Source organism: Salsuginibacillus halophilus (assembly GCF_003014715.1).
In the GTDB taxonomy this organism is placed as follows: domain Bacteria; phylum Bacillota; class Bacilli; order Bacillales; family Marinococcaceae; genus Salsuginibacillus; species Salsuginibacillus halophilus.
The window spans coordinates 1-2,846 of record NZ_PYAV01000025.1 but is presented as its reverse complement, the minus strand read 5'-3'; the positions used below and the strand labels follow the sequence as shown (position 1 = coordinate 2,846).

At 54.5% G+C, this 2,846-nt stretch carries 1 rRNA gene; it reads left to right on the top strand.

Annotated elements, in window-relative coordinates:
- Positions 1 to 14: 14 nt before the first annotated feature.
- Positions 15 to 2,846 (top strand): 23S ribosomal RNA (locus B0H94_RS14880); the annotation flags it as partial.

The following is a 2,846-nucleotide window of genomic DNA, read 5'->3' as shown; positions in this document are numbered from 1 at the left end:
AACCCGAAAAAGTAGGTTAAGCTACAAAGGGCGCACGGTGGATGCCTTGGCACTAGGAGCCGATGAAGGACGTGACGAACAACGAAATGCTCCGGGGAGCTGTAAGTAAGCTTTGATCCGGAGATATCCGAATGGGGAAACCCACGGTCTATAATGAGACCGTATCTACACCCGAACACATACGGTGTAGAAGGCAGACCCGGGGAACTGAAACATCTTAGTACCCGGAGGAAGAGAAAGCAATAGCGATTTCCCGAGTAGCGGCGAGCGAAACGGAAACAGCCCAAACCGGACATTGTCCGGGGTTGAAGGACACTCCTTTGGAGTTACAAAGCGTGCGTGTAGATGAAGCGGCTTGGAACAGCCCGCGAAACAAGGTAACAGCCCTGTAATCGAAACGCGCATGCCTCCGGAGTGGATCCTGAGTACGGCGGGGCACGAGAAACCCCGTCGGAATCCGGGAGGACCATCTCCCAAGGCTAAATACTCCCTAGTGACCGATAGCGAACCAGTACCGTGAGGGAAAGGTGAAAAGCACCCCGGAAGGGGAGTGAAATAGATCTTGAAACCGTGTGCCTACAATCAGTTGGAGCCCGTTCATGGGTGACAGCGTGCCTTTTGTTTAATGAACCGGCGAGTTGCGCCGGCGTGCAAGGTTAAGCTGAACAGGCGGAGCCGCAGCGAAAGCGAGTCTTAATAGGGCGACATAGTACGTCGGCGCAGACCCGAAACCAGGTGATCTACCCGTGGTCAGGGTGAAGGCAGGGTAATACCTGCTGGAGGCCCGAACTCACGTAAGTTGAAAATTACGGAGATGAACTGCGGGTAGCGGTGAAATGCCAATCGAACTTGGAGATAGCTGGTTCTCCCCGAAATAGCTTTAGGGCTAGCCTCGGGAGCAGAGTGCTGGAGGTAGAGCACTGATTGGATGAGGGGTCCCTAACGGATTACCGAGTTCAGTCAAACTCCGAATGCCAGACACTTGGTCCCCGGGAGTCAGACGGCGAGCGCTAAGGTCCGTCGTCGAGAGGGAAACAGCCCAGACCATCAGTTAAGGTCCCAAAGTATACGTTAAGTGGAAAAGGATGTGGAGTTGCTTAGACAACTAGGATGTTGGCTTAGAAGCAGCCACCATTGAAAGAGTGCGTAATAGCTCACTAGTCGAGTGACTCTGCGCCGAAAATGTACCGGGGCTAAACGTATCACCGAAACTATGGATAAATACCTTTAGGTATTTGTGGTAGGGGAGCGTTCGAAGGGCGTCGAAGTCTGATCGTGAGAACAGGTGGAGCGCTTCGAAGTGAGAATGCCGGTATGAGTAGCGAAAAGAAGGGTGAGAATCCCTTCCGTCGAAAGCCTAAGGTTTCCTGAGGAAGGCTCGTCCGCTCAGGGTTAGTCGGGACCTAAGCCGAGGCCGAAAGGCGTAGGCGATGGGCAACAGGTTGAAATTCCTGTACCACCTCCTCTCCGTTTGAGCGACGGGGGGACGCAGTAAGGTAGGGCAAGCGTGCTGTTGGAATAGCACGTCTAAATTGTTAGGCCGGTCGACAGGCAAATCCGTCGACCACGAGGCTGAGCAATGACAGCGAGGGAAATATCAGTACCGAAGTTCCTGATCCTACACTGCCTAGAAAAGCCTCTAGCGAGGAGAGAGGTGCCCGTACCGCAAACCGACACAGGTAGGCGGGATGAGAATTCTAAGACGCGCGGGAGAACTCTCGTTAAGGAACTCGGCAAAATGACCCCGTAACTTCGGGAGAAGGGGTGCTCCCCAGGGTTTATAGCCCAGGGGAGCCGCAGTGACAAGGCCCAAACGACTGTTTACCAAAAACACAGGTCTTTGCGAAGCCGTAAGGCGAAGTATAAGGGCTGACACCTGCCCGGTGCTGGAAGGTTAAGAGGAGGGGTTATCCCCTTACGGGGAGAAGCTCCGAATCGAAGCCCCAGTAAACGGCGGCCGTAACTATAACGGTCCTAAGGTAGCGAAATTCCTTGTCGGGTAAGTTCCGACCCGCACGAAAGGTGCAACGATTTGGGCACTGTCTCAACGAGAGACCCGGTGAAATTGTATTACCTGTGAAGATGCAGGTTACCCGCGACAGGACGGAAAGACCCCATGGAGCTTTACTGCAGCTTGATATTGGGTTTTGGTACAGCTTGTACAGGATAGGCAGGAGCCTTGGATGCCGGACCGCCAGGTTCGGCTGAGGCGCTGGTGGGATACTGCCCTTGCTGTACTGAAATCCTAACCTCGAACCGTGATCCGGTTCAGGGACAGTGTCAGGTAGGCAGTTTGACTGGGGCGGTCGCCTCCTAAACAGTAACGGAGGCGCCCAAAGGTTCCCTCAGAATGGTTGGAAATCATTCGCAGAGTGCAAAGGCACAAGGGAGCTTGACTGCGAGACTGACAAGTCGAGCAGGGACGAAAGTCGGGCTTAGTGATCCGGCGATCCCGTATGGAAGGGTCGTCGCTCAACGGATAAAAGCTACCCTGGGGATAACAGGCTTATCTCCCCCAAGAGTTCACATCGACGGGGAGGTTTGGCACCTCGATGTCGGCTCATCGCATCCTGGGGCTGAAGTAGGTCCCAAGGGTTGGGCTGTTCGCCCATTAAAGCGGTACGCGAGCTGGGTTCAGAACGTCGTGAGACAGTTCGGTCCCTATCCGTCGTGGGCGCAGGAAATTTGAGAGGAGCTGTCCTTAGTACGAGAGGACCGGGATGGACGCACCGCTGGTGTACCAGTTGTTCCGCCAGGAGCATCGCTGGGTAGCTACGTGCGGCCGGGATAAGTGCTGAAAGCATCTAAGCATGAAGCCCCCCTCGAGATGAAATTTCCCATCACGT